Origin of the sequence: Marinobacter vulgaris, from assembly GCF_003344045.1 — a bacterium.
Taxonomy (GTDB): Bacteria; Pseudomonadota; Gammaproteobacteria; order Pseudomonadales; family Oleiphilaceae; genus Marinobacter; species Marinobacter vulgaris.
The window spans coordinates 471,462-497,031 of sequence record NZ_QFWX01000002.1 but is presented as its reverse complement, the minus strand read 5'-3'; the positions used below and the strand labels follow the sequence as shown (position 1 = coordinate 497,031).

Genomic DNA, 25,570 nt, shown 5'->3' with positions numbered 1-25,570 from the left:
TCTCGCATTCCCGTCAGCCGGCGGTCGGCAGTACCGAGATGTCCGCCACCCGCAGGAACAGGTTCCGCAGCAGGTTGAGCATGGCCAGGCGGTTGTTGCGCACGGCCTCGTCGTCGGCCATGACCATCACTTCATCAAAGAAGTTGTCCACCGGTTCCCGCAGGCTGGCCAGGGAGCTCAGCGCCGTGGCGTAGTCGCCCTTCTCGAACAGTGGCAGCACCTTTTCGGCCTGCTGGCGGATCTGTTCTGCCAGGGCGATTTCCGCCTTGTCCTGCAGCAGGTCGGTATCGATGGTTTCACCAATGCTGTCGCCACCCTGCTTGGTGAGGATGTTGGACACCCGCTTGTTGGCTCCGGCCAGGGCCAGGGATTCCGGGAGCTGGCGGAAGGCTTCCACGGCTTTCACGCGGCGGTCGAAGTCCAGCGGGCGTGTGGGACGGCGGGCATGCACGGCCAGGTAGACCTCGGCATTGATCCCCTGCTCTTCATAGTGGGCGCGGAAACGCTCCAGCATGTAGTCCACCACCGTGTCAGCGACGTTGGCCTCGGTCATGCTGTTGTGCTCCGCTTCTGCCCATTCGCACAGGGTCTGCAGGTCCAGCGGCAGTTCCCGTTCGATGATGATGCGCAGAACACCCAGGGACGCGCGACGCAGGCCGAAGGGGTCGCGGGTGCCGGACGGTGGCTGGTCGATGCCGAACAGGCCCACCAGGGAATCAATACGGTCAGCGATAGCCACGGCACAGCCGGTCAGTGTGGCAGGCAGGTCGTCGCCGGCAAAGCGTGGCATGTACTGTTCGTTCAGCGCGCTGGCCACGTCTTCGTGTTCACCGTCATTGGCGGCGTAGTACTGGCCCATGATGCCCTGAAGATCGGTGAACTCCAGCACCATCTCGGTGACCAGGTCGGTCTTGGCCAGCATGGCGGCGCGCTCCGCCAGCAGCGGATTGCTGCCGATGGCGCCGGCGATTTTCCTCGCCAGGGCGGCAACCCGCACGGACTTGTCGTAGAGGCTGCCAAGCTTGTCCTGGAACACGATCGGCTTGAGCTGCTCGATACGGTCTTCCAGCCGGGTCTTGCGATCGGTGTCGTAGAAGAAGGCGGCATCCGCCAGGCGTGGGCGGATAACCTTCTCGTTACCGGAGATCACCTGGCTGGGATCCTTGCTCTCCAGATTGGCCACGGTGATGAACAGCGGGAGCATTTTGCCGTCTGCCGAGACCACGTGGAAATACTTCTGGTGTTCCTTCATCGAGGAAATCAGCGCCTCGGCGGGCACATCGAGGAAGCGTTCCTCGAAGCGCCCCATCAGCGGTACCGGCCATTCGTTGAGGGCGGTGACTTCGTCCAGCAGGTCTTCATCGATCACTGCCTGGCCGCCGGCTTCGTGTCTGGCGATGGTATTGACGCCGTCGCGAATCTGCTCGCGGCGCTCGGCGAAATCGGCAATCACGTAGCCTTCCTGGCGCAATACCACTTCGTAGTCACCGGGAGTGGGCACAATCAGCGACTTGGGGCAGTGGAACCGGTGGCCACGGGTCTTATTGCCCGGCGTCAGCCCCATGATCGGGGATTCGATCACCTTGTTGCCGAACAGCATGATGGCCCAGTGGACCGGCCGCACGAATTCAGTGCGGTGGGCACCCCAGCGCATGCGTTTGGGGATGGGCAGCGCGGCCAGGGACTGGTCCACCAGTTCCGGCATCAGCTCTACGGAGGGGCGGCCCTGCTCAATGGTGCGGTAGATCACCCAGGCACCCTTGTCAGTTTCCAGGGTATCGAGCTGGTCTGGCGTCACCCCCAGGGAGGTGGCGAAGCCGGTCAGGGCCCGGGTAGGGTTGCCGGAGTCGTCGAAGGCGGCTTTTACTGCCGGGCCGCGTTTCTCCACGGGTTTGTCGGGCTGTGCGTCTTCCAGGTTACGAACCCGCACCGCAAGCCGACGTGGCGCGGCAAAGGCCTCAACCTTGCCAAAGCGGATACCGGCCTCTTCCAGGCCTTTGGTAATGCCGCGGGTGAACGCGTCAGACAGCGGCTTGAGTGCCTTGGGGGGCAGCTCTTCGGTGCCCAGTTCGACCAGAAAATCCTGTGTTGCCATGATTATGCGTTTCCCTTTTCCTGCTGAGCTTTTTTCGCTTTCTTGCCCTTGCTGCCTTTCTCATCGGCGGCGTCGGCTGCGGCCAGTACTTCCTTGCGCAACGCTTCCGGTGCGAGCGGAAAGCCAAGCTTGCGGCGGCTGTCGAAATACGCCTGGGCCACGGCACGGGCCAGGGTGCGAACCCGCAGGATGAACCGCTGGCGCTCGGTCACAGAAATGGCGTGCCGCGCATCCAGCAGGTTGAAAGTGTGGGAGGCCTTGAGTACCTGTTCGTAAGCCGGCAGTGCGAGGCCGGCGTCGATCAGCCGGGCGCTCTCACGCTCATGGACATCAAAGCTGTGGAACAGGAATTCGGTATCGGCGTGCTCGAAGTTGTAGGTGGACATCTCCACCTCCTGCTGGTGGAACACGTCACCGTAGGTGACCACGCCATCCGGGCCTTCTGTCCACACCAGGTCATAGACGCTGTCGACACCCTGCAGGTACATGGCAATGCGCTCAAGGCCGTAGGTGAGCTCGCCGGTCACCGGGAAGCATTCCAGGCCTCCGACCTGCTGGAAGTAGGTGAACTGGGTGACTTCCATGCCGTTGAGCCAGATTTCCCAGCCCAGGCCCCAGGCGCCAAGTGTCGGTGACTCCCAGTTGTCTTCCACGAAGCGGATGTCGTGCACCAGTGGATCCAGGCCCAGTGCCTTCAGGGAGTCCAGGTACAGTTCCTGGATGTTGTCCGGAGACGGCTTGAGGACTACCTGGAACTGGTAGTAATGCTGCAGACGGTTGGGGTTCTCGCCGTAGCGGCCATCGGTTGGGCGGCGGCTGGGCTGAACGTAGGCGGCATTCCAGGTTTCCGGGCCGATGGAGCGCAGGAAGGTGGCCGGGTGAAAAGTGCCGGCTCCCACTTCCATGTCCAGGGGCTGGAGTACCACGCAGCCATGCTGCGCCCAGAAATTCTGCAGGGCGAGAATCAGGCCCTGGAAGGTTTTGATATCCGGCGTATTTGCGGAAGTTGCCTTGTCTGTCACGACGTTTGCCTGCTGGTCAGTCTGTGTGTGGCGCCCCGGCATCTGGCCGGGGCACTCTGAAAAAAGGGGCATTATACGCCTGCGAATCGCGTATTTCTAAGTTCGGTTCGAATGCCTGCTGTTGTGCTAGAAGAAGGTCAGCCCCACCTGGAAAAGTTTTTCCACATCCCGTATCCGGGTCTTGTCGACCAGGAACAGGATGACGTGGTCATCAGGCTGTATGCGCAGGTGGTCATGGGCGATGAGAACCTCGTTGTGGCGGACAATGGCGCCGATGGTGGTGCCTTCCGGCAGATTGATCTCATCGAGGCGTTTTCCCACCACCTTGGAGGAGCGGTGGTCGCCGTGAGCGATGGCTTCAATGGCCTCCGCCGCGCCTCTGCGCAGTGAGTGAACGTTTACTACGTCGCCTCGCCGGACGTGTGTGAGCAGGCTGCCGATGGTGGTTTGCTGGGGCGAGATGGCGACATCAATGTCGCCGCCCTGGATCAGATCCACGTAATCGGGGTTGTTGATCAGGGTCAGCACCTTGCGGGCGCCCAGGCGCTTGGCCAGCAGCGAGGCCATGATGTTGGCTTCGTCATCGTTGGTGACGGCGCAGAATACGTCGGTGTTCTCGATATTTTCTTCCAGCAGTATGTCCTTGTTGGCGGCGTTGCCCTCCAGGACCACGGTCTTGCGAAGATTTTCGGACAGCATCACGCAACGTTCGTGGTCGCGCTCCAGCAGCTTGACCTGGAAGCGGGATTCCAGGGTGTGGGCCAGGCGTTGCCCGATGTTGCCGCCGCCACAGATGAAAATGCGCTTGTAAGGCTTCTCCAGGGGCTGCAGTTCACTCATCACCGAACGGATGTGATCCGAGGCGGCAATGAAGAACACTTCGTCGCCGTCTTCGATAACGGTATCGCCCCGGGGCATGATGGCCCGGCCTTTGCGGAAGATCGCGGCAACCCGTGTCTCGATTTTGGGCATGTGTGTGCGCAGGTAGGACAGCTCGTGTCCCACTAATGGCCCGCCCTCTGTTGCGCGAATGGCGACCAGCTGGGTCAGCCCCTTGGAGAATTCCAGCACCTGCAGCGCGCCCGGATACTCGATCAACCGGGTAATGTGTTTGGTGACCAGGTGTTCGGGGCTGATCAGCACGTCGATAGGGAAGCCCCGCAGGCTGTCCAGGTCCTTTTTCTGTTCGCGCTGGTAGAACAGGCCCGGTTTTGCCAGATAGGCATTGGCCCTTACCCGGCAGATCGTGGTGGGTGTTTTGTACAGCAGCTTGGAGACCTGGCAGGCCACCATGTTGACTTCATCACTGTTGGTGACGGCGATTAGCATGTCGGCGTCTTCCGCGCCCGCCTGTCGCAACACGTTTGGAAACGATGCCTTGCCCTGGACGGTACGGATATCGAGGCGGTCCTGAAGCTCCCGCAGGCGGGCGCTGTCGCTGTCGATCACGGTAATGTCGTTGGCCTCGTTGGCCAGGTTTTCTGCGAGGGTTCCGCCGACCTGCCCGGCGCCGAGAATCAGGATTTTCATGGTTCAGGTTTCTCCAGCACGGCGTAAAAGAAGCCATCGTGGCTTTCAGCATCTGGCAGCAGCTGGCGGCCGGTTTCCATGTCACGGCCCCACAGCACCTCCGGCTCCACCAGCACGGCATCGCTCTGCTGCTTGAGGAATCGACGGATTATACGGTGATTTTCCTGTGGGAACACCGAGCACGTGGCATAGACCAGGCGTCCGCCCGGCGCGAGTACCTGCCACATGGCCCCCAGCAGGCCCAGCTGGATGCTGGCCAACGGCACAATGTCCGACTCCCGCCGCAGCAGCTTGATGTCCGGATGCCGGCGTATCACGCCGGTGGCGCTGCAGGGCACATCCAGCAGGATACGGTCGAACGGCCGCTGGTCCCACCACTGGTCAATATCCGCCGCATCCGCCTGTTTCAGGGTGGCGACCAGATCCAGCCGTTCCAGGTTTTCCTCGACCCGGGGCAGGCGGTCAGCGGATTCGTCGATGGCAACCACTTCCTCCAGGTCGGCGCAGCTTTCAAGGATGGCGCAGGTTTTGCCCCCCGGTGCCGCACAGGCATCCAGCACGCGCTGGCCGGGCGCCAGGTCCATGAGGGTGGTACAGAGCTGGGCCGCTTCGTCCTGCACACTGACCGCGCCATCGGCAAACCAGGGCAGGCGGTCCACCGGCACGGGCGATGCCAGCTGGATGCCAAAAGGTGCAAACACCGTGGCGGCAGCGTCGATGCCGGCGTCTGCCAGCAGCTGAAGGTAGTCATCGCGGCTGAAGCGGCGGGCATTTACCCGCAGGGTCATGGGCGCCTGGGCGTTGTTGGCATCAAGAATGGCCTGCCAGTCATCGGGCCAGTTGTGGCGCAATTTTTCCAGTATCCAGCGGGGATGGCTGAAGCGCGCGCTGTCGTCAGGCCAGGCCGGCTCGCCCTCCCGCTCTGCGGCTCTTAAGACGCCGTTAACCAGGCCAGTCAGGTGAGGCTTGTCGAGGCCGCGGCAGGCTTCCACGGTTTCATTCAACACCGCGTAACTGGCCTGTTGGCTGAAGCGAAGCTGGAACAGGGCAACCAGCATCAGGTGGTGCACTATCCGGTCCGGTTTGCGCAGTGGCTTTTTCAGGCGCGCCTGCAGTTCGGCATCGAGCCGGTGAAACCAGCGGCAGGTGCCGTAGCACAGCGCCTGAAGTTGCGGGCGTTCGTTGTCGGCGACGTCATTCAGGGCCGGAGGCAGGCATTGGGTCAGCGACTGGCCATTTTCCACGGATTGCAGAACACGGGCGGCCACGGCCCGCATTGGCTGACCCCGGTCATTCATTCAGTGCAGCTCCTGGCCGGGCATCAGTATCTCCTTGCCACCGTTGATCAGATCGTTGGCCGATTGCGGGCGGGATCCTGACAACTGCAGCCGGGTGATTCTCAGCGACTCAAGACCACAGGCAATGTCGATGCCTTCGCGGCTGCGGCGGATAACGGTGCCGGGGTGCCGGTCACTGGTATCTTCCAGAACCTCGGCCTGGTGGATGCGTATGCGCAGGTCGTCCAGATCGGTGTAGGTCCCTGGCCAGGGATTAAAGGCACGGATCAGCCGGCTGATAGAGGGTGCGTCCAGGGTCCAGTCGATGTGGCCTTCTTCTTTACTCAGCTTGCTGGCGTAGCAGGCCCGGGCGTCATTCTGGGCTTCGCCACGCAGCTCGCCTTTTTCCAGGTGCTCCAGCGCTTTCACGATCGCGTCACCACCGAGATCGGCGAGACGGTCATGGAGGCTGCCGCCGGTATCGTCTTCGGTAATGGGAGTAATGGCCTTCAGCAGCATGTCACCGGTGTCCAGGCCGGCGTCCATCTGCATGATGGTGATGCCGGTCTCATGGTCACCGGCGGCAATAGCCCGCTGGATCGGGGCAGCGCCGCGCCAGCGGGGTAACAGCGAAGCGTGGATGTTCAGGCAGCCGTGGCGGGGAATATCGAGAACCGCCTGGGGCAGGATCAGCCCGTAGGCCGCCACGATCATGACGTCGGCATCCAGCGCCCGCAGCTCTTCCTGCGCCTCATGGGTTTTCAGGGACGGGGGCTGAAACACGGGAATATTGGCGTCCAGGGCCACCTGTTTGACCGGGCCGGGTGTCAGCTTGCGGCCACGGCCGGCGGGGCGGTCAGGCTGGGAGTAGACACCAACGACCTGGTGGCGGGTTGCAAGCAGGGCTTTCAGGGCGCTGGCTGCAAAATCGGGGGTGCCGGCAAAAACAAGTCGCAAGGGTATCGTTCCATGGTCCGTTGAATACGAAAAGACCGGGTTTGCACCCGGTCCCGATTGACGCTGTCCTGGCGGACTCAGGCACTTTTCTTGTGGAGCTTTTCCAGTTTCTTGCGAATCCGGGTGCGCTTCAGTGAACTCAGGTAATCCACAAACAGCTTACCATTGAGGTGGTCCATTTCGTGCTGGATGCACACCGCCAGCAGTCCACGGGCTTCCAGTTCATACGGGTTGCCGTCGCGGTCGATGGCCCTGATCATGCAGTGCTCGATTCGCGAAACGTCCTCGTAAAAGCCCGGCACGGACAGGCAGCCTTCCTGCATCTCTTCAAGCTCGCCATCGAGCACGTCCACCTGCGGGTTAATGAATACCCGCGGATCGCTCCTGTCATCGGACAGGTCCATCACAATGACCTGCTGGTGCACGTTGACCTGGGTGGCCGCGAGGCCAATACCGGGCGCATCGTACATGGTCTCAAACATGTCGTCGATCAGCTTGCGGGTCTCGTCGGTTACCTCATCCACAGGCTTGGCAATGGTGCGCAAGCGGGGGTCAGGGTATTCGAGAATATCTAGTATCATGGCGCTCGTACTTTTGGTCTCTGTGTCTGGTTGCCACCGTTATCTTTTGTAACGGTGTGAATGCTGTCTCCGAAATGCGACAGCGTACTGCGCATTTTTCCATCCCGTGGCTATTATGATCGGGATGAAAGAGCCAGTTTCAACGGGTTACTGCTCTTGAAAACACTATTATCCCTCAATTCGCTCATTGAGTACAAACTGATCAGTTGATAGTTAAAAGCTCTTGACCGTTACGTAGAATTTACTGGAAGAACAAAAGATAACATCACAATTTGCGAGACATCTTCTATAGTAGTGGTATAAAAGGCCCGCTACCGGCTGCATACCAAGAACAGAATCCAACGATTCAAGGCACGCGATCAAGGACTTAAATAATGAGGAAACTGCTGTACGCTCTGGCAGCAAGCATGTTGCTGCTAACCTCCTGGGCCCAGGCCGCCCCGGATCTGAGGTCCGATCATCCCGAGCGTTACACTGTCGTTAAGGGTGACACCCTGTGGGATATTTCCGCACGTTTTCTGAATAACCCCTGGTACTGGCCGGAAATCTGGCATGTGAATCCACAGGTCCAGAACCCTCACCTGATTTACCCCGGCGATGAACTGGCCCTAGTCTATATCGATGGTAAGCCCCGAGTCACCAAGGTTTCCAGTGACCGCGTGGTGAAACTGTCACCCAAGGTTCGCTCCGAGGCAATCGATACGCCGATTCCCGCCATACCGCTGGACGCTATCAGCAGTTTCCTCTCGGATACCCGGATTGTTGACGTGGAGGAGCTGAACGGGGCCCCTTACGTCCTTGAAGGCGAGGATGGCCGCATCATCATGGGTGCCGGTGACCGCATTTACGCCCGTGGTCAGAAGCCTGCCAACAACGTGGGTATTTTCCGGCGCAGCAAGGAGTTCCGCGATCCTCAAACAGGTGAGTTCCTGGGTCTGGAAGCGCGCAGCATTGCCCGTGGAGAGGTCGTTGCGGAAAACAGCGATGTACTGACCCTCAGCCTGAAAAAGTCCAACGAAGAAGTGCGAATCGGCGACCGCCTGCTGGTGGGTGAAGACCGTCGGATCACCACCAGCTTTGTGCCCAGCTCACCGGACAGTGATATCGAAGGCGAGATGATTTCGGTTGAAGGCGGCGTTAGCCAGATTGGCCAGTACGATGTGGTTGCCATCAACCGCGGCGACCGTGAAGGCCTGGAGGCCGGCAACGTCATGGCGGTATTGAAGGCCGGCAACCTGGTGCGGGATCCGGTTACCAATGAAACCATTGAGCTGCCCTCTGAGCGTGCCGGCCTGCTGATGATCTTCCAGACCTATGAAAAGATGAGCTATGGTCTGGTTCTGCAGGCTACGCGCCCGCTGTCGGTTGGTGACAAGGTGACCAACCCCTGATGGCCTGACGGTCGACGCAGTAGGATGCCCGTCAAAGACGATGTTGATTAAAAAGGAGCCGCTTCGCCGGCTCCTTTTTAATGGCATAATTCGAACCGGCTTCGCCAGGAAGGCGAGCCCCGTGACCCGTTTCTGATCCATGGAAGGATGCGCCATGCCCGCAACGACCTCTGCCCGCCCCAAGCCGGACCTGTTCCAGTCGCAAACCGGATTCTGGTTGCTGCTGTCCTGCCTGCCCAAATTCGGCGCCCGCCGCCAGCAGGCCATACTCGAACAGTTTGCGGATTTTCAGGTGTTACTGACCGGTAATTCCGCCACATTGAAATCACTGGGGTTGGCGGCGGAAGCTATCGAAGCCCTGGACGCCTGGCGTCGGCAGAATACCGCCCACCCAGTGGTTGCCGAAGCAGAGACCCTTTATCGGGATTGCGCGAGAACCGGAACCGATATTCTGACCCTGGCAGATGCGGATTACCCTGAGCCGTTGAAGCATATCCAGGATCCACCACTGGTGCTGTATCTGCGTGGTGACCGGACTCTTCTGGGGCGGGAGCAGATCGGTATTGTTGGCAGCCGCAATGCGACCCGGGCCGGACTGGAACATGCCCGCTCCTTCGCTGCCGCACTGGGCAGAAAAGGGCTGCTGGTGACCAGTGGATTGGCTCTGGGTGTGGATGGCGCTGCCCACTCCGGGGCCCTGGATGCCGGCTTTGCAACCGTGGCCGTCATTGGCAACGGCGTTGACCGGCCCTACCCCTATCGCCACCGCACCCTCAGTGCACGCATCGCCGCGGAAGGCGTTATTGTTTCTGAGTACCCGCCGGGCACGGCTGCCAAGGCGGGCCATTTCCCCCGGCGAAACCGGATTATCAGCGGCCTGAGTCGGGGTATCCTGGTGGTGGAAGCAGGGCTGAGGAGCGGCTCGCTGATCACCGCGCGTCTGGCGCTGGAACAGGGACGGGAGGTCTTTGCCATTCCCGGTTCCGTGCATAACCCCCTGGCCCGTGGCTGCCACGAGCTGATCCGCCAGGGGGCAAAACTGGTGGAGACGGTTGACGACATCTGTGAGGAACTGGGCACCTGGTGGAGCGACCAGGGTCCGGGGGAAGCGACCGACACGGCATCGCGGAAGAAACCGGAAAACCCGGGATTGGCGGCACTGGAGCCGCGGGAAATCGCGGTTCTGGAGGCTTTAGGGTATGATCTGCAATCAACCGATGACTTATGTTCAGTGACAGGCCTCCCCGCCGACCAGCTGATGCAGTCGCTGCTGCTTCTGGAGCTCCAGGGGCTGGTGGATGCTGCACCGGGAGGGTTCCAGCGGATTGCCTGAGCTGTATCAGTGACCTGATGATCCCATGAAAACACCACAGCAACCCCTGTCTGACTGGCACCTTCATTGCGCCCGCCGCACCCTGCTTGGTGGCGGCGTTATTGCCTATCCCACCGAAGCGGTCTGGGGCCTGGGCTGCGACCCCTGGAACGCGGAAGCCGTTGACTGCATTCTTGAACTCAAACAGCGGCCGGTCGAAAAAGGGGTGATCCTTGTGGCCGCCTCGGTCGATCAGGTAGGTTTCCTGCTGGAGCCGTTGCCGCGGGAGCTGCAGGACAAGGCCATGGCCTATTGGCCCGGCCCGGTGACCTGCCTGTTACCGGATGTGCGGAAGCAGATCCCGGATCAGGTAAGAGGACGGCACAGCTCCATTGCGGTGCGTGTCAGTGATCACCCGGTGGTGCGTGCTTTGTGCGAAACTGCTGGCTTCCCGCTGGTATCGACCTCCTGCAACCCCGCCGGCCGTCAGCCGGCACGAACCTCCTGGCAGGTGCGCCGGTACTTCGAGGGGCAGCTGGACTGGCTGGTGCCGGGAGCATTGGGCGGTAATCGTCAACCCAGCCGTATCATTGATATTGTCAGCGGAAAACAACTGCGTTAGGAGACCCCATGCCACAGCAACCCGACAGCAACGCGGTCAAACAGTACCTGCTTGCACTGCAGGAAAGTATTTGCCAACGGCTGGCCGCGGTGGATGGCAAGGGCCGTTTTGACACCGACACCTGGGACCGGCCGGAAGGTGGCGGTGGCGTCAGCCGCGTGATTACCGACGGTGACGTTTTCGAGAAAGGTGGGGTCAATTTCTCCCACGTCATGGGCGATACCATGCCGGCTTCGGCCACCGCCCACCGGCCGCATCTGGCGGGCGCGCCCTGGCAGGCCATGGGCGTGTCCCTGGTGCTGCACCCCTTCAATCCCTACGTTCCCACGTCCCATGCCAACGTACGGTTCTTTGTGGCGACCCCGGCAAATGCCGAGCCGGTGTACTGGTTTGGCGGTGGTTATGATCTCACCCCCTACTACGGCTTCGATGAGGACTGCGTGCACTGGCATCGGGTTGCAAAGGCGGCCTGCGACCCTTTCGGTGAGCAGATGTATCGCGATTACAAGCACTGGTGCGATGACTACTTCTACCTCAAGCACCGGGACGAGCCCCGGGGCGTGGGCGGCCTGTTTTTCGATGACCACAACACCGGCGACTTTAACCGGGATTTCGCCCTGATGCAGTCTGTGGGCGACAGTTTCATCGAGGCCTACGAACCGATTGTGCAGCGTCGCAAGGCGCTCCCCTGGGGCGACCGTGAACGTGATTTCCAGCTTTATCGCCGGGGCCGTTACGTGGAATTCAACCTGGTCTACGACCGCGGCACCCTGTTTGGCCTGCAGTCCGGGGGCCGTACCGAATCCATTCTGATGTCATTACCCCCGCTGGTGCGCTGGGAGTACAGTTATGTGCCGCAGCCGGGCTCGGAAGAGGCGCGGCTGACAGAGCATTTTCTTACTGGAAAGGACTGGCTGGAGGTTGCCAATGAACAATGATCTGTACGCGGTGGTGGGCAACCCCATCAGCCACAGTAAATCCCCCCGTATTCACAACCTGTTTGCCAGCCAGACTGGCGAACAGCTGGAATACACCGCGATCCAGGCGCCGGAAGACGATTTTGCCGGCACGGCCACCGGCTTCTTCCAGCGTGGCGGCAAGGGGCTGAACGTGACAGTGCCTTTCAAGCAGGAGGCCTGGGAGCTGGCGGACCGGCGTACCGAACGGGCGCAACTGGCCGGTGCTGCCAACACCCTGTACCAGGACCGTGAGGGGTTACTGATTGCTGATAACACCGATGGCAAGGGCCTGGTGACCGACCTGACGGCCAATCATGGAATCAGCCTGGCGGGCAGGCGTATCCTGGTGCTGGGCGCTGGCGGTGCCGTGCGTGGCGTGCTGGGGCCGATACTGGCGGAGAAGCCCGCGGCCCTGGTCATTGCCAACCGCACGGTCGCGAAAGCCGAAGCACTGGTTACGCTGTTTGCAGCCGTGGCCGGCGATACCTCCCTGGACGCCTGCGGGTTCGAGCAGCCGTGTGAGCCCTTCGATATCATTATCAACGGCACCAGTGCCAGCCTGCAGGGTGACCTGCCACCGGTGTCCGCAAATGTGATCGGTGCCGACACGGTCATCTACGACATGATGTATTCTCTGCAGACCACCACGTTCAATCAGTGGGCGCTGGACCAGGGGGCTACGCGGGTATTTGACGGCCTGGGCATGCTGGTCGAGCAGGCGGCTGAGTCGTTCCGGCTATGGCGTGGCGTCAGCCCGGATACCCGGCCGGTGATCGACGAATTGCGCAACGACTGAGCTCAGGTCGGGCGCATGGACTATGCTCAGCAGGTGTATACGGTTCTCGGAGTCTTTCTGAAGTTCTGGATTAAAGGTCGCTGATGGATATTCTCACCCTTGTCGGGCTGGTGGCAGGCGTATTGATTGTTCTGCTCGCCATGCTGGCCAATGCCTCGATACTCACCTTTTTCAACCTGCCCGGGCTGGCGATCGTGCTGGGCGGCACCTTTGCCGTTACCCTGATCAAGTTTCGCCTCTCGTCCGTGATGAGCGCGTTCCGGCTGGCGTTCGCCGCCGCGTTCACCGACAGGGTGGAGCGGCCGGCGGAACTGATCCGCGAAGTGGGCGCGCTGGCGCAAGTGGTGCGAAAGGAGGGCATTCTGGGCCTGGAGAACCACACCACCAACAACGAATTCCTGCGCAAGGCCATCAACCTGTGCGTGGACGGCCACCCACCGGAGCTGGTCGAGGAGGCGCTGGCCCAGGAAACCCAGCAGACGGCAGAGCGCTACGAAGTGTCGGAGAGGGTGTTCCGGGGTATCGGTGAATCCGCTCCCGCCATCGGCATGCTGGGTACCCTGGTGGGGCTGGTACAGATGCTCAACACACTGGATGATCCGTCGTCCATTGGCCCGGCCATGGCCATTGCCCTGTTGACCACGCTTTACGGTGCCTTTATCGCCCAGCTGATTGCCCTGCCTCTGGCGGACAAGCTCCAGCTCAAGGCCGAAGATGAGTCCCGCAATCAGTTGCTGATAACCACGTCCATACGCAACATCATGCGGGGCGAGAACCCCCGGGTAATGACCGAATTGCTGTCTTCCTTTGTAACGCCTGAGCAGCGCACCGGCCTTGCACCGGAGCGGGAGGCGTAAATCTTGATGGTGCGTCAGCCAGTCAGAAAGAAAAAACACGGCCGGGGCTCCCCGGCCTGGATTGTCACCTTTGCCGACCTGGCCACTCTGCTGCTGACCTTCTTTATTCTGCTGCTGTCGTTCGCCGAGATGGATATTGAGAAATACCGTGCCATGGCCAATTCCATGGCGGTGGCCTTTGGCAGCAACCAGGTCATTGGCGACGATATCGGCGGCTCTCCCCTGACACTGATCGAGTCGGACACGGTGTCGCTACCGGAACCCTCCGAAAGCGCGATCGACGAACCGGAATTCATTGATGAGCGCGCTGCGGGTGAGGCTCCCACCCGGATTCCCCCGGGTGTCATTGACCTGGCCAGCCGCATGATTCAGGAGCTGGAAGCGGAAGTCGCCTCTGAGGCACTGACCATCAATTACGATGAAAACCGGGTAGTCATCCGCTTCTCGGAGGAAGCCACCTTCCGTTCCGGTGACGCCGCCATCAAACCGGAAATGATCCCCATCATCGAGCGTGTAGTGGATGTGCTGTCGGGCTGTACCGGTGACCTTCTTGTGTCCGGCTACAGCGATGATCGCCCCATATCCAGCGGCCGCTACCGTTCCAACTGGGATCTGTCCGCTGCCCGCGCCGTTTCTGTTGTCCACGAGCTGGTGCTGAACCGTCAGGTGCCGGCGGATCGGGTGGTGGCTGCGGGCCGTGCCGAAACCAATCCCCTGGTGCCCAACGACAGCGAGGAAAACCGCGCAAAAAACCGGCGGGTAGAGATTGCCATTCGGGACCCGGAATGTGATGACAGCATTGATACCGACCGGCTGCCGGTGGAAATCATGCCGTAACAGCGCCTTATGCTTGCGGGACAGCTTCTCATAGTCAATTCAACTAACTCCCCCGGGTTCAGATCCCTATACTGTGCAGCCCCAACTGGATACATTTGCTGATTCAATTTGTCGATACAAAAGGGCCAGAGAGATTATGAGCGGACCAGACAAGCCGAAAGTCATTGGTGAGGAATGGAGCGATGAGCGGGTCAAGAGTTTTCTGGCGATTACGCCCTATGACAGCACTATCAACGCTGACTTCAATGCCCTGATCAAAGCCTACCAGGCCATGATTGCCGAGGATTTCGAGCGTTTTGTCGGTTTCTTTGTGGAAGCGGGGCGGGATCTGAATGCGGTGGATGAGAATGGCGAGACCATCCTCGATCTGGTTTCCCGGCACCGCCGGAGCACCGCCTATGCAGACATACTCAGGAAGGCGGGTGCAAAAACAACGGCAGAAACCGGCAGCTGAGCCCGGTTTCTGCCGTTGCCAGGCTGGCCGGTTTACTGAACGTCCACCTCAATGGCCTTGGGTTCAGCCGGCTCGGCCTTGGTCAGGGTCAGTGACAGGACACCATCCTTGAACCTGGCCTGGATGCTGTTTTCATCCACGTTTTCCGGCAGCGTAAACCGACGCAGGAAACTACCGTAGAAACGCTCGATGCGGTGGTGCTTTTTATCGTCGGTTTCCTCCTCCTGCTTGCGCTCGCCGCGGATGCTCAGAACACCGTCCTCCACGGTGACTTTCACGTCGTCCTTGGACATGCCCGGTAGTTCAGCCTCAATATTGAAGGCTTCTGCGGTTTCCTTGATATCCACGGCCGGGGCCCAGTCGCTGCGACTGAACAGGTCCTTGCCTTCCCGTTCTCCGCCGCGGCCCAGGCCAAGCAGCCGGTTGTAACGGTTCATAAGGTCATCCAGTTCATTGACCGGATTCCAGCGGGTTATATTAGCCATACGAAACTCCTCCTACGAATCTGAAATCACACGTTGATATCAGCTTCGCTCCCGGAACAGCTCCATACCGACGGCGCCAGCCGGATGGTTTTCCGTGAACGTCTGCTACTTCCCAATGTAGGATCGTCTGCTCAGTTTTCAATAGTCCCGGTGGCAGAAATTTCCATGGCATCGGGGGGTGCGCCCGCACTAAACTGTTGCTGGAGGAAGGGCCGGAAACGGGCCATGGCCGGGCCGCCCTGATCTTCGTCGGGTTGCGTACCCCAGCTGAACCCGGGCAGGGTGCTGTTGGTCACAAAGGGTTCCAGCAGTTCCCGGTCGCCGCTGATGATGTGCACAACCACATCACGGCTGGCATTGTCGCCGGTGATCAGCGGTGCTGCCTGATGATCACCCAGCAGGACCAGTAGCGTCTTGCGGTCGACGTGGCGGGTTGCGTACCCGGTGGCCACGTTAAGGGCGTAATCCAGCGCCCGGGCGTAGTGCTCACGCACCCGTTCCGGATCACGCCACAGGCTGGCCGGAGCCTCGCCGCTGTCCCGCCACTGGTTGAAGGTCTCGCCGTCGCCGATGCTGTCCCAGTCCGCAAGAACCGGCAGCACCGGTACCCAGGGAGCATGGCTGCTTATCAGTGCCAGTTCGGCAAACAGCGGGCTACGGGCCTGGTCTCGAATCCGGCGCTGAAACCAGGACCAGGTGTACTGATCCGGCATGGTGACCCAGTTCAGAGGCGGGCCCCGGTAGTCCATGGTGTTGGCGTCGTAGATCCGGTCATAGCCAAACGCCCGGCCCTCAGGCCAGGGCTCAGTAATGGCCGGCATCACGGCCACGGTATCGTGGCCGGTGCTATCCAGGTCGTTTATCAGAGTGGGAAAGCCGCTGGCCAGGAAGATCTCGTAGTCCAGCTGGGTATTGATCCATTGACCACTGAGCAGGGTGGTGTGGGCCAGCCAGGACTGACCACCCTGGACCGGCGAGCGCAGCCGACCGGTCACAATGTGCAGGCCGGCAGCCCTGAGGTCTTGCTCCATCTGCTCCAGGCGAGCGCCTATCACCGGCCGGTAGCGCGGATCAGTAAGCGCCGAAATGCCATAGGATTCTATGAAGCCGAGGATCACATCGATATTCGCCAGCTCGGCCAGGGATGCGATCTCACCCGCCTCGGGGTTGTCTTCAAGGTATTGCCGGAAAGCTTGGGTCGCTTGATGGGTATCCGCTGCCAGCTGAACCTGAGTTGCTGTGAGCTGGGAGGCGCTCAATCCCACCGTGGACTGGGGAAACCACGATACCGCCACTGCCAGAGCACCTGCTAGTGCCACCCCCTGGCCTGCCCTGGCGGGCGTACCGGCGCCAAGCCGGGACAGCAGCCTGGCCACAAAGCCACCGAGAGCAAAAAAGACGATTGCCAGTACCAGCAGCACCACCAGTGACAGGCCGATCCCCAGATTGCTTTCCATCAGGTCAAACACCGAGCCGGCAACGCCCAGTTCCAGATAGAGATTGAAAGGCCGCCCGATGCTCTGTCGTACCAGCACATCGCTCAGGGCAAAGAAGGCCAGAATGGCATACAGGGCACCAACGGCCGCGGCAAGCAGCCCCTTGCCCCGCCCGCGCGGCAAAAGGGCAAACAGGCCGGCCAGTAGCAGTGCGTCAGCCGCAATCCACGGTATCCAGGGATAACGGGGAAGCAGCAGCGCCACAAACAGGGCGTTGAGAAGCAGCGTGGTGGCGATCAGTCGTTTCAAGTCGTTCTCCGATGGACAGCCGGGTGTAAGCGGTCAGTGAGGCGATCCGGTCTCCCCAATAGCTGTCCCGGTTAGCTTGCCAGGCAGCGGTGTGAAGGCTCGCAAGTGCCTGGCGGTCCCGGCATAGCAGGTTCAGTTGTCGGTTATCCAGTTGTTCCGGACCATGTTTCAGGCAATGCCCGATAATCGCTGCCGTTGACGGTTTATCCGGGCGGATCCTGGCCATCTGCCGGTGTAACGCATTCATGGGCGGCGACAGTATGGCCTGCTGAATGTTCGACAGGCCCCGGCTGTCCGGTAACAGCGGGATCTCGGCACCGGCGTTCTGAATCACTGGCAGTGGCTTGCGGCTCTCCGGTGTTGTCAGCAAGCCCGCGTTGGCAAAGGCAAGCCCTGAGGCCTGCCTCCCCAGCGCAACCGACGTCGGTGCAGCCATCAGCAGTGGCAGGATTACGGGAAGTGACCAGAGCATCAGCAGCGGCGAGCCGATCCAGACGGCCATGCCACACCAGCACAGTGCCAGTACCACACCGGTGCGGTGCTCACTGAGAGCGGCCGTCCAGCCGCTCTCTCGATGGCGGTTCTGCCCGGCCCAGTGTACCGGGAGATTGAGCAGCGCGCAGACGACCGAGCGGTTGTGGGCCAGCATTTTCACCGGGGCCAGCAGCAGGGAAACAAGGGTTTCGACAACCGCACTGATGATCAGCCTGCCGGTGCCTCCAAACAGCATGGATTGCCGGGTTGCCAGAATATCGGCAATGCCCAGAAGCCGCGGTAGAAACAGCAGGCCCAGAGTGCTCAGGCCGAGCCCGATCGCCAGGGGTGCACCGTCGACAAACGGGAAGGGTGCCGTGGTTTCCGGTTGCGCACCATGGCTGGCTGTGGTCATGGTCAGTAGCACGAACAGCAGCCACAGCGGGGAGGCGAGGTACGACATGATGCCGTTTACCAGCGCCATGCGATGGGCAAAACGGAGACCGGGCGCGGTTATCAGTAGCCAGAAATGCTGCAGGTTGCCCCGAGCCCAGCGGTGATCGCGGATGAGCTCATCTTCCAGGGTCGGGGGCGACTCTTCATAGCTTTGCTGCAAAGACGGCTCCAGCCACACTTCATAGCCGGCCCGGCCCATATAGGCGGCTTCGACGAAATCATGGCTGATGACCGGGCCACCGAAAAGACCTGGCCCGGTAAGCTTGCGCAGTCCGCAGTGTTTCATGAACGCATCCACGCGGACGATGGCATTGTGGCCCCAGTAGGCAGCATCTCCCATCTGGATGGCTGCAAGGCCGGAGGCAAACAGCGGTGAATAAACGCGGCTGGCAAACTGTTGCAGGCGGGCAAACAGGGTCTGGCTCCGCACCACGAGGGGGCTGGTCTGGATAATGCCCACACCTGGTTCCCGTTGCATCAGTTGCACCAGCCTGAGCAGGGTTTTTCCGCCCATGAGGCTGTCAGCATCCAGCACCACCATGTAACGATAGCGACGGCCCCAGCGGCGCAGAAAATCTGCAATATTGCCGCTTTTGTAGTTGAGGTTGACGGTTCGCCTGCGGTAGAACAGCCGGCCGCCGGCGTCCAGTTCCTGGCTCAGGGCGTGCCATGCCGCCTGCTCCGCAAGCCATACCTCGGGGTTGCGGGTATCGGAGAGAATATAGAAATCAAAATGCTGCAACCGCCCCTGGTGTTCCAGCTCCCGATAGACTGCCCGCAACCCTGCCAGGGTGCGCTCCACCGGCTCGTTGCAGACGGGAACAACGACAGCGGTGGGCGCAAGAGCGGTTGCGGCGAGGGATTCTTCGGTATGACGCCTGGCCAGGCTGTACCGGTCGCCGCCCTTCCGGCGGATCACAAAGCCAAAGATGGCGGTCCAGCAACCGACGGCGATCCAGCCGTGGAGCAGGGCAAAAAGACTTATCAGCAGCGCGTTTAAAAGATAACCGCTCTCGAGGGGCATGATCAGTGTCAAGGCAACAGCCGCCGCTGCCGTTTGGCCCAGCACCAGAGCCGCCAGCAGCGACCGTCGGAACCAGGCTGCCGGGCGCCAGCGTAGGGCTGGCAAATCCTCGCCGGCGCCCGATCCCTCCTCTTTTGCAGGCTGGTTATCGAGCATTGGGCCAGTAGCCAATGCTGCCCCGCTCCACCCTGGGTGCAGCTCGGGGGACACTGGAGGCAGGGATGTCGACATAGGCCGGTACCAGTTCCAGGGCGCGACCGATGTCATTACCCCTGCCCTCCGACACGACCGCCGATACCAGCGCCCTTGCCTGCCGCTGAAGCTCTGGAGACGGCGTTAGGCCGCAGGCGGACAGATACGCGAGAACCCTTTCAAACAGTGGTTGATGCTGTTGTGCGTTCATAACGATGCCTCTGATCAAAAGGTGAACAACAAAGGCAGATACGCTGGCACCGGCTGTTTCAGATTAGCCTGCCGGATTAAACCTCCTTCAGGTATTCATCTTTGAGCTTCACGTAGTTACTGGCGGTGTAGCGGAAGAAGGTCTTTTCATTATCCGTAAGCGCCCGCGCCTGACGGCAGGGTGAGCCCACGTACAGATAGCCGGACTCCAGGGTTTTGCCCGGTGGCACTAGACAACCGGCCGCAACAATGACCTCGTCCTCAACCACCGCGCCGTCCATAATGATGCACCCCATGCCCACCAGTACGCGGCTGCCAATGGTGCAGCCATGCAACAGTGCCTTGTGGCCGATGGTGACGTCGTCGCCAATAATCAGCGGCCAGCCGCCGGGGTTGAAGTCGCTGGCGTGGGTGATGTGCAACACCGACCCGTCCTGGACACTGCAGCGGTTGCCGATGCGAATCTTGTGCATGTCACCACGCACCACGGTCATCGGCCAGATAGAAACGTCGTCACCGGCAATTACGTCACCGATGACGACGGCACTGGGATCAATCCAGGCGCGTTCTCCAAATTGTGGCGTGTTACCCTTGTGTGTTCGTACATTCGACATTACATATACCTTATGGCGTTTATCCAGAGACTTGGGGCACCTGTGGGGAGGTCTTTCCAAAACTGTGCGGAGCCATGGATGGCGGAGCTCAAGCGTCACATGGATGTGCTTGAGCGTGTTTTGGAAAGGCCTCCCCACAGGTGCCTTATTCCGAAGTTTAGCACTCGAAGCTACCTCACAAATTAATGGCTGAGAAGAGGACTTATGAATAACCCGTTACTGACCGATGACCTGTTGCCGCGATTTGACCATGTTCGCACCGAACACATGGAGCCGGCAATTGACCAGATTCTCAGCGAAAACCGCATGAAAATCTCCCAGATAGCGCAGCAGGACGAGCCCACCTGGGCCACTCTCGCACAACCGATGCAGGCAACCGAGGATCGTCTTGAAAGAGCCTGGTCGGTGATTTCGCACCTGAACGGCGTGATGAACAATGACGATCTGCGCAAGGTGTACAAGAACTGCCTGGAAAAGCTCACCGAATACAGCACCGAGCTGAGCCAGAACGCCGCACTCTGCGACGCTTACAAGAAACTCGCAGCCAGTGACGAGTTTGAACAACTGAGCGAAGCCCAGCGCAAGTCGGTGGAAAATACCTTGCGGGATTTCCATCTCGGTGGTGTCGACCTGCCGGCGGAGAAGAAAAAGCAGTACGCGGACCTGTCCATGGAACTGTCGGAGTTGTCCAACCGCTTCAGCGATAACGTACTGGATGCTACCCAGCACTGGTTCAAGCACATTACCGACGTGGAAGAGCTGGCGGGTGTCCCCGAATCTGCATTGGACGGTGCCAGGCAGGCAGCGCAGCAGAGAGATCTTGATGGCTACGTCGTCACGCTGGATTTCCCAAGCTTTTATCCGGTCCTGACCTACTGCGAGAACCGGGAACTGCGGCGGGAAGTCTACGAGGCCTTTGTCACCCGTGCCTCCGATATGGGCCCGGATGCCGGGACCTGGGATAACACACCGGTGATGGCAGAGATTCTCAAGCGCCGTCACGCTATGGCAAAACTGCTTGGTTTCAATAACTATGCCGAGCGCTCCCTGGCCACCAAAATGGCGCGCAGCGTCGACGAAGTGCTGGACTTCCTCAACCAGCTGGCGGCCAAGTCGAAGCCCATGGCCGAGCGGGAATTTGCCGAACTGAAGGCGTTCGCCAGCGAAACCCACGCCATCGAAGACCTGCAAGCCTGGGACATTGGCTACTACAGCGAGAAGCTGCGTCACGACCGCTACGACATTTCCCCGGAAACCCTGCGACCATGGTTCCCGGTGGACAAAGTGGTGCCCGGCCTGTTTGCCGTTGCCGAGAAGCTGTTCGACGTGCAGATCGAGGCCAAACCCGAGGTTGAAACCTGGCATCCGGACGCCACTGCCTATTGCATCAGCCGTAACGGTGAGCCGCTGGCCTGGTTCTACCTTGACCTGTTTGCCCGCCAGGGCAAGCGTGGCGGCGCCTGGATGGCGGACTGCCGGGTACGCTGGCGCAACCTGCGCGGCCAGCTTCAGTTACCGGTGGCCTTCCTGACCTGTAACTTCACGCCACCGGTGAATGGCAAGCCGTCGTTGCTGACCCACGACGAAGTGACCACCCTGTTCCACGAATTCGGCCACGGCCTGCATCACATGCTGACCCAGGTGGATGTGCTGGACGTATCCGGTATCAATGGTGTGGCGTGGGACGCGGTGGAGTTGCCTTCCCAGTTCCTGGAAAACTGGTGCTGGAACCCCGATTCCCTGGCCCTGATCGCTTCCCATTATGAAACCGGCGAGCCGTTGGCAGAGGACCTGCTGCAGAAAATGCTGGCGGCCAAGAACTTCCAGTCCGGCATGGCCATGGTGCGGCAGCTGGAATTCTCGCTGTTCGACTTCCGCCTGCACGCGGAATTCACCGACGAAGCTCCCACCAACCCGCTGGAGATGCATCGCAAGGTGCGCAGTGAGATTGCAGTGGTGGAAGCACCGACGTTCAACCGCTTCCCCAACAGCTTCTCCCACATTTTCTCCGGCGGCTACGCGGCGGGTTATTACAGCTACAAGTGGGCGGAAGTACTGGCGGCGGATGCCTTCTCACTGTTCGAGGAGCGCGGCATTTTCGACCCGGAAACCGGCAAGGCGTTTTTGCAGAACATCCTTGAAAAAGGCGGCTCGCAGGAACCCATGGAGCTGTTCAAGGCCTTCCGCGGGCGCGAGCCGGCAGTGGATGCGTTATTGAAGCAGAACGGCATCACGGACGAGGCTGCGTGAGTTGAACGGAAACCGGGTTTGTCGGATTAGGCGAAGCCGACATCCGACAAAAAAAGTCCTACAGGCGGAGTAACCCATGCCTACCCCAAAACGCTTCATCGCCGGCGCTGTCTGCCCCCGCTGTGCGGAGATGGACAAGATCATGATGTTCACCACCGACGACGATGACCAGGTCCGCGAATGCGTGGCCTGCGGTTTCACCGACGCGGTGTCCGATGCGCCGCCATCGCCGGCCAATCCGGAACTGCAAACCCGCGTCAACAAGCGCAGCAACGAGGACGACCATACGGTCAAACAGGTGGTGTTCTTCTCTTCTAAGGACGACTGAGACTTTGGAGTTTGCCCTCCTATGCAGCCTGCGGTTTTTGGGGGCCTGGAGGGCGTCGTGGTGCTTTCTTCTGGGAAAAAGAACTCGCTTGCGCTCAGACACCTTTTTCCCGGCAGAAAGCACCCCAACACCCTCCGGTTTAAACCACAGGGATATCGCTTTGAGGGACAACCAAAAGTTATTTGTCCCTGGCGCTATCTTTGGAGTTAGTTCGTGAGGGGGCAGGGGGATTTTTACTCGCCAGAAATGGGTGTCTGAGCGCAGCGAGTTCCATTTCAAGAGCAAAAACTCCCCCTGCCCCCTCGCAGCCCCCAATCCTGGCAGGCTACAAGAGGGCCAGCTCCGAAGCTTAAAGAACCATAGCCGCCACCCAGCCAAAGCCCAGCAACGGCAGGTTGTAGTGGAGGAACGTCGGCACCACCGTATCCCAGATGTGGTTGTGCTGGCCGTCGACGTTGAGGCCGGCGGTGGGGCCAAGGGTGGAATCGGAGGCCGGGGAGCCGGCATCGCCCAGAGCGCCGGCGGTGCCTACCAGGGCCACGATGGCCAGGGGGCTGAAGCCGAGTTCCAGGGCCAGGGGTACGTACAGGGCTGCGATGATGGGGATGGTGGAAAAGGACGAGCCGATACCCATGGTGATCAGCAGGCCTACCACCAGCATCAACAATGCCGCCAGCGCCTTGTTGTCACCAATGGCAGCGACGGAGCCTTCCACCAGGGTGGTGATCTCGCCGGTTTCGCGCATCACTTCGGCAAAACCGGAAGCGGCGATCATGATGAAGCCGATCATCGCCAGCATTTTCATGCCCTCGGTAAACAGGTCATCGGCCTCTTTCCATTTGACCACGCCGGACAGGTTGAACAGGACAAAGCCTGCCAGTGCACCGAGAATCATCGAACCCAGCCACAGCTGCACCACAAACGCCGCCACGATGGCGACCAGGGCCATGAACAGTGTGCCGCCGTTGTATTTCACATCCACCCTTTCGGTGCGGGCGATGGCATCCATGTTGTAGTGCCGCTCGCCGCGGTAGCTGAAGAACACCGCCACCAGCAGGCCACAGAGCATGCCCAGAGCCGGCAGCGCCATGGCGGACATGACGTTGAGGCCGGTGGCGTCGATGCCGTTGTCACCCACGTTCGCCAGCAGAATCTCGTTCAGGTAGATACCGCCAAAGCCCACGGGCAGGAACATGTAAGGGGTGATCAGGCCGAAGGTGAGGACGCAGGCAACCAGGCGGCGGTCCATGTTCAGTTTTGCCATCACGTAGAGCAGCGGCGGCACCACCAGTGGAATGAAGGCGATATGGATCGGCAGGATATTCTGGGACGACATGGCAATGGCCAGTAACAGACCTATGATCAGCAGGCGGACACCGCCGGCGGCCTTGCCATCATCCTGTCGGCCCACCAGAGCCAGCGCTTTATCCGCCAACGCATGGGCGAGGCCGGATTTACCGATGGCAACGGCGAAGGCGCCAAGCGTGGCGTAGGCCAGGGCGACGGTGGCGCCACCCCCGAGGCCCTCGTTGAACGCGGCTATGGTGGCGTCCAGTGACAGGCCACTGATCAGGCCGCCGGCAACGGCGCCTATGATAAGAGCAACAACAACGTGGATGCGGCACAAGCTCAGGACGAGCATGATCGCTACCGCAGCAACAACGGCATTCATGGCAAACTCCGGGATGTCAGGAATGGCTTTTAGCGCCCTGAAGCAGGGGGCCGTTCAGGAAAGCGCGCTAATGTGCAGGAAACCGGTGCTGCAGTCAAAACTGTGATTACCGTTATTTGTCGCCCACGTAGGCAAACCGGGGTACCAGCTCGCCGGCCATTTCCACGGTTTCACGGAACATTGCCAATGGCCTTACCCACAGACTGTAATCGCCGTACAGGCAGCGGTAGACCACCATCTGCTCTTCAGTTTCACTGTGCCGGGCGACACCAAGGACTTCGTAATCCATGCCCTTGTAATGACGGTATCGGCCAGGGCGGAGTTCCGGTTTCTTGTCGGGCATTGTATGCTTCTCCACGCGTAGCATTTTACTACGTGTTTTTCAGGCGGACCTACTCCCCGTAAACGGATAGACTGACGCCGTTTGACCGCAGGGAGGCATCGCGACGGATTGTTGGCTTTTTCAGTCTAGTTGAGTTTTCCGGTTCCGGGTAAAGCGGCACCCGGACGGTGACCGGTTTTTAGCCTCAGTTTTTAAGCTTGTAACGACCCGGCCCGAGAAATATCAGTGCAACCGCGATAAACAGGAAGAAGCCCTGCAGCTCCAGTGCCCAGCCCCCATTGCTGCCCAGCGCCATCAGTTGCTGGCTGTGTACCAGGGCAATCGCCACCAGCATGTTGAATACAATCAGCAATGCGCCAATGCGGGTCTGGTAACCGAGAATGACCATCAGCGGTGCCAGCAACTCGCCGATAAACACGCCCCAGGCAAAGAATGCCGGTATGCCGTGGCTGACGAGTTGGCCCTCGATAAATCCGACCCCATGGAACAACTTTGCGACACCGTGAAATAGCAGCAGGCCACCCAGGGTAAGGCGGACAATCAGTTTTCCGAGGTCGGCATTTTCCAGCAACGTCTTTCTCCCGTCAGATCAGGTTTGTGGTTAGGCCGGCAAGCTTACCCGGTTTGTCGCCAGGCTCAAAGGTTGCGGATCTGCGGGTATAAAGGCACCAGTTTTTCGATCAGCCGGTTCTGGGCGCCCGTAGGGATGTCGTTTTCTTCCATGGCCAGAATCAGATTCTCGGCCAGGGCGTTGAACTGGGTCGCGGTCACGTTCATCTCCTCGTGGCTTTCACGCATGCCCCGACCGGAATAGGTGCAGGGGCCACCGCTGAGCTCGCACAGCTGATCGGTCAGGTTGGTATGGAACTGCCTGACGTCGATGCCCCGGAACTGCTCGTTAATCCGCGGGTCTTCGACAATCCGGTAGAGGAGGTCTTCCACAATGCTCGCGATGCCGGATCTTTCGCCGAGTTGGTGATAAAGAGAGTCCGGAGGGTCGCTGTTTTTACCCATTGACTGGCAACCGGCAAATGTCAGCATTGTTACCAGCACCATAGCGATGGCGGGATATCTCATGGGTTTCTCC

Annotated in this window: 25 protein-coding genes; 10 read left to right on the top strand and 15 right to left on the bottom strand. The window is 60.3% G+C overall.

Features of this window, described 5'->3' with window-relative positions:
- Positions 1-13: 13 nt before the first annotated feature.
- The 6 genes from glyS to def all read right to left on the bottom strand — a co-directional run bounded on the left by glyS (position 14) and on the right by def (position 7,462).
- Positions 14-2,095 carry a glycine--tRNA ligase subunit beta gene (glyS, locus tag DIT71_RS05515; RefSeq protein WP_114612198.1) on the bottom strand — a complete coding sequence of 694 codons (2,082 nt, stop codon included), beginning with the start codon at positions 2,093-2,095 and terminating at the stop codon, positions 14-16.
- Between the two features lie 2 nt (positions 2,096-2,097).
- Complete coding sequence (glyQ, locus tag DIT71_RS05510) at positions 2,098-3,117, bottom strand: glycine--tRNA ligase subunit alpha (RefSeq protein WP_114612352.1); 1,020 nt, start codon at positions 3,115-3,117, stop codon at positions 2,098-2,100.
- A gap of 126 nt (positions 3,118-3,243) precedes the next feature.
- On the bottom strand, positions 3,244-4,647 hold the full coding sequence (gene trkA, locus DIT71_RS05505; RefSeq protein WP_114612197.1) for a Trk system potassium transporter TrkA: 1,404 nt from the start codon (positions 4,645-4,647) through the stop codon (positions 3,244-3,246).
- Entirely contained in the window at positions 4,644-5,945 is a 1,302-nt protein-coding gene (gene rsmB / locus DIT71_RS05500) for a 16S rRNA (cytosine(967)-C(5))-methyltransferase RsmB (RefSeq protein WP_114612196.1), read from the bottom strand. The genes trkA and rsmB overlap by 4 nt, the downstream gene beginning before the upstream one ends.
- Positions 5,946-6,881 carry a methionyl-tRNA formyltransferase gene (gene fmt, locus DIT71_RS05495; RefSeq protein ID WP_114612195.1) on the bottom strand — a complete coding sequence of 312 codons (936 nt, stop codon included), beginning with the start codon at positions 6,879-6,881 and terminating at the stop codon, positions 5,946-5,948. It abuts the gene before it with no gap.
- Positions 6,882-6,958: 77 nt separating this feature from the next.
- Complete coding sequence (gene def / locus DIT71_RS05490) at positions 6,959-7,462, bottom strand: peptide deformylase (RefSeq protein WP_114612194.1); 504 nt, start codon at positions 7,460-7,462, stop codon at positions 6,959-6,961.
- A gap of 374 nt (positions 7,463-7,836) precedes the next feature.
- Here def and DIT71_RS05485 point away from each other — a divergent pair, with 374 nt between their 5' ends.
- The 8 genes from DIT71_RS05485 (at position 7,837) to DIT71_RS05450 (ending at position 14,690) form a co-directional block, all read left to right on the top strand.
- On the top strand, positions 7,837-8,853 hold the full coding sequence (locus DIT71_RS05485) for a LysM peptidoglycan-binding domain-containing protein (RefSeq protein ID WP_114612193.1): 1,017 nt from the start codon (positions 7,837-7,839) through the stop codon (positions 8,851-8,853).
- A gap of 154 nt (positions 8,854-9,007) precedes the next feature.
- The gene (gene dprA, locus DIT71_RS05480) at positions 9,008-10,186 is read left to right on the top strand and encodes a DNA-processing protein DprA (protein WP_199490954.1); all 1,179 of its coding nucleotides are present in this window, start codon (positions 9,008-9,010) and stop codon (positions 10,184-10,186) included.
- Between the two features lie 25 nt (positions 10,187-10,211).
- Positions 10,212-10,787: an L-threonylcarbamoyladenylate synthase gene (locus DIT71_RS05475; protein ID WP_114612192.1), complete on the top strand. Its 576-nt coding sequence runs from the start codon at positions 10,212-10,214 to the stop codon at positions 10,785-10,787.
- A gap of 8 nt (positions 10,788-10,795) precedes the next feature.
- Positions 10,796-11,725 (top strand): oxygen-dependent coproporphyrinogen oxidase, encoded by a 930-nt coding sequence (gene hemF / locus DIT71_RS05470; protein ID WP_114612191.1) that lies wholly within the window; start codon positions 10,796-10,798, stop codon positions 11,723-11,725.
- Entirely contained in the window at positions 11,715-12,542 is an 828-nt protein-coding gene (gene aroE, locus DIT71_RS05465) for a shikimate dehydrogenase (RefSeq protein ID WP_114612190.1), read from the top strand. The genes hemF and aroE overlap by 11 nt, the downstream gene beginning before the upstream one ends.
- An 83-nt stretch (positions 12,543-12,625) precedes the next feature.
- Positions 12,626-13,399: a motility protein A gene (locus tag DIT71_RS05460; protein ID WP_114612189.1), complete on the top strand. Its 774-nt coding sequence runs from the start codon at positions 12,626-12,628 to the stop codon at positions 13,397-13,399.
- A 6-nt stretch (positions 13,400-13,405) separates the two neighbouring features.
- Positions 13,406-14,236: a flagellar motor protein MotB gene (locus DIT71_RS05455; RefSeq protein ID WP_199490953.1), complete on the top strand. Its 831-nt coding sequence runs from the start codon at positions 13,406-13,408 to the stop codon at positions 14,234-14,236.
- 136 nt (positions 14,237-14,372) lie between these two features.
- The gene (locus tag DIT71_RS05450; protein WP_114612187.1) at positions 14,373-14,690 is read left to right on the top strand and encodes a PA4642 family protein; all 318 of its coding nucleotides are present in this window, start codon (positions 14,373-14,375) and stop codon (positions 14,688-14,690) included.
- 32 nt (positions 14,691-14,722) lie between these two features.
- On the opposite strand, the gene DIT71_RS05445 is transcribed toward DIT71_RS05450, so the two are convergent.
- The 5 genes from DIT71_RS05445 to DIT71_RS05425 all read right to left on the bottom strand — a co-directional run bounded on the left by DIT71_RS05445 (position 14,723) and on the right by DIT71_RS05425 (position 19,890).
- Positions 14,723-15,175 (bottom strand): Hsp20/alpha crystallin family protein, encoded by a 453-nt coding sequence (locus DIT71_RS05445; protein ID WP_114612186.1) that lies wholly within the window; start codon positions 15,173-15,175, stop codon positions 14,723-14,725.
- Between the two features lie 131 nt (positions 15,176-15,306).
- Complete coding sequence (locus tag DIT71_RS05440; protein ID WP_114612185.1) at positions 15,307-16,920, bottom strand: alkaline phosphatase family protein; 1,614 nt, start codon at positions 16,918-16,920, stop codon at positions 15,307-15,309.
- Entirely contained in the window at positions 16,826-19,045 is a 2,220-nt protein-coding gene (gene mdoH / locus DIT71_RS05435) for a glucans biosynthesis glucosyltransferase MdoH (RefSeq protein WP_227537959.1), read from the bottom strand. The genes DIT71_RS05440 and mdoH overlap by 95 nt, the downstream gene beginning before the upstream one ends.
- The gene (locus DIT71_RS05430; RefSeq protein WP_114612183.1) at positions 19,020-19,277 is read right to left on the bottom strand and encodes a hypothetical protein; all 258 of its coding nucleotides are present in this window, start codon (positions 19,275-19,277) and stop codon (positions 19,020-19,022) included. Before DIT71_RS05430 ends, mdoH begins: the two co-directional genes overlap by 26 nt.
- 76 nt (positions 19,278-19,353) lie before the next feature.
- On the bottom strand, positions 19,354-19,890 hold the full coding sequence (locus tag DIT71_RS05425) for a gamma carbonic anhydrase family protein (RefSeq protein WP_114612182.1): 537 nt from the start codon (positions 19,888-19,890) through the stop codon (positions 19,354-19,356).
- Positions 19,891-20,094: 204 nt separating this feature from the next.
- On the opposite strand from DIT71_RS05425, the gene prlC reads away from it, so the two are divergent.
- Positions 20,095-22,140 carry an oligopeptidase A gene (gene prlC / locus DIT71_RS05420; RefSeq protein WP_114612181.1) on the top strand — a complete coding sequence of 682 codons (2,046 nt, stop codon included), beginning with the start codon at positions 20,095-20,097 and terminating at the stop codon, positions 22,138-22,140.
- A gap of 76 nt (positions 22,141-22,216) precedes the next feature.
- Positions 22,217-22,468, top strand: coding sequence for a YheV family putative zinc ribbon protein (locus DIT71_RS05415; RefSeq protein WP_114612180.1), 252 nt, complete (start codon positions 22,217-22,219; stop codon positions 22,466-22,468).
- A gap of 349 nt (positions 22,469-22,817) precedes the next feature.
- Here the strand turns inward: DIT71_RS05415 and DIT71_RS05410 are convergent, their stop codons facing one another.
- The 4 genes from DIT71_RS05410 to DIT71_RS05395 form a co-directional block, all read right to left on the bottom strand.
- Positions 22,818-24,140 carry a Na+/H+ antiporter family protein gene (locus tag DIT71_RS05410; protein ID WP_114612179.1) on the bottom strand — a complete coding sequence of 441 codons (1,323 nt, stop codon included), beginning with the start codon at positions 24,138-24,140 and terminating at the stop codon, positions 22,818-22,820.
- Between the two features lie 112 nt (positions 24,141-24,252).
- Positions 24,253-24,483 carry a DUF1653 domain-containing protein gene (locus DIT71_RS05405; protein ID WP_114612178.1) on the bottom strand — a complete coding sequence of 77 codons (231 nt, stop codon included), beginning with the start codon at positions 24,481-24,483 and terminating at the stop codon, positions 24,253-24,255.
- A 184-nt stretch (positions 24,484-24,667) separates the two neighbouring features.
- Positions 24,668-25,054: a DoxX family protein gene (locus DIT71_RS05400; RefSeq protein ID WP_114612177.1), complete on the bottom strand. Its 387-nt coding sequence runs from the start codon at positions 25,052-25,054 to the stop codon at positions 24,668-24,670.
- 65 nt (positions 25,055-25,119) lie between these two features.
- On the bottom strand, positions 25,120-25,560 hold the full coding sequence (locus DIT71_RS05395) for a group I truncated hemoglobin (protein ID WP_114612176.1): 441 nt from the start codon (positions 25,558-25,560) through the stop codon (positions 25,120-25,122).
- Positions 25,561-25,570 lie beyond the last annotated feature (10 nt).